The organism is Acinetobacter sp. YH01019 (genome assembly GCF_013420285.1).
Taxonomy (GTDB): domain Bacteria; phylum Pseudomonadota; class Gammaproteobacteria; order Pseudomonadales; family Moraxellaceae; genus Acinetobacter; species Acinetobacter gandensis.
In genome coordinates this window covers 1-1,225 of the sequence record NZ_VOYM01000191.1, presented here as the reverse complement: position 1 = coordinate 1,225, position 1,225 = coordinate 1, and the positions used below count along the sequence as shown (strand labels likewise).

Below are 1,225 nucleotides of genomic sequence, written 5' to 3'. Positions count from 1 at the left end.
GCCATTTTTCTTTATACTGTCACTGAGGCAGGTTGGACATTTGATTTCTAGAGTTATTTGCATTTCTCTATTTTATCAAAATTCAACCTGCTTTTTTTCAGCATACTTTTTGAAACACCACCGAAAAGATATATAAGCAACAGCAGAATACTTATGTTGTAACAAGTACATGTGGCGCATGGTTTGGTATGAGTAGCCCAGAAAGCCATTATTTTATATATGAGTTTAACGATCTAGCAAAATTAATTAAATCTGAAACTATTGAATTCAAAGAGTCATTAGATATTACTATTTCAGAGCTTAATTCAGGTATAAAAATAACATCAAGCCAAAGTCCTAAAACTGGGAAAAAATATGATTATGAATTCAAAAATGGGAGCTTATATGACTTCTCAACATCTATGAATAGAAATTTAGTTTCAAAAGAAAATGATAGAATCTGTAAGGGATTCTATGATCAAGTTTATACTCAATTTAAGTATTCTTATGTACCTGGTATGACTAATCTTTTTGAAATTTTACCTAGACATGCTTATTCATGGGTTCCAAACAAAATAAAATCTAGTGAAGAATTATCAGATAAATTAGCCAATGATTTAAAAGGGAAAGATCTAACACAACGTAGAAATGTTCCTTATTCAAGATTTAAACAAGACTATTGTTCTTAACTAAACTTAAGTATTCCTAAAATTAATATAATAGGTGCTATGCAAAGTCAAAATGTTAGAACCCATTCAAAATGGGAGCTATAAGCTCCCATTTTTGACTTCGTATAAGGTGTATTATGCTAATTTTAGAAAATCTTAAAATTAAAGGAAAAAATAGTGAAAATTGGAATTTTCTGGCATTGGAATAATAAAGTCATCGGTATAGCTCATGTGTTTAATTTAGGTGATGCTGATTCAATTGGCTTAATTGATAGTCCTTACACGCATATCGAGTATTGGAAAAATGTACAAAGTGAATATCCAGAGCTTAAAGCTTATGAATATGAGCAGATTCCACGAGGTCGGGTAATTTACGATATGAACAAAGATAAAGTAATTGTCTATATGGATAAGACATTATTTACTTCCCGAACCGCATCTAAGATTTATGATGAACCGTACCGGGTTTGTCGGAGAGTCAATATTCTGAGAGACTATTCCGATGAAAAAACCAAACTATACCCCCGAAATTAGAGAAAGAGCGGTTCAATTACTAATTGAATCTGAAAAAGATTATC

General features: G+C 31.0%; 2 protein-coding genes. Both read left to right on the top strand.

Annotated features, from left to right (window positions below; all coding sequences use genetic code 11):
- Positions 1-188 precede the first annotated feature (188 nt).
- A complete protein-coding gene (locus FTT84_RS17880; RefSeq protein WP_180058996.1) occupies positions 189-668 on the top strand; it encodes a hypothetical protein in 480 nt (159 codons plus the stop codon).
- A gap of 156 nt (positions 669-824) precedes the next feature.
- Positions 825-1,181 (top strand): hypothetical protein, encoded by a 357-nt coding sequence (locus tag FTT84_RS17875; protein ID WP_373685050.1) that lies wholly within the window; start codon positions 825-827, stop codon positions 1,179-1,181.
- Positions 1,182-1,225 lie beyond the last annotated feature (44 nt).

Excerpts from the sequence above, each read along its gene's own strand:
- FTT84_RS17880 (WP_180058996.1), top strand. The coding sequence starts at position 189 with ATGAGTAGCCCAGAAAGCCATTATTTTATATATGAGTTTAACGATCTA.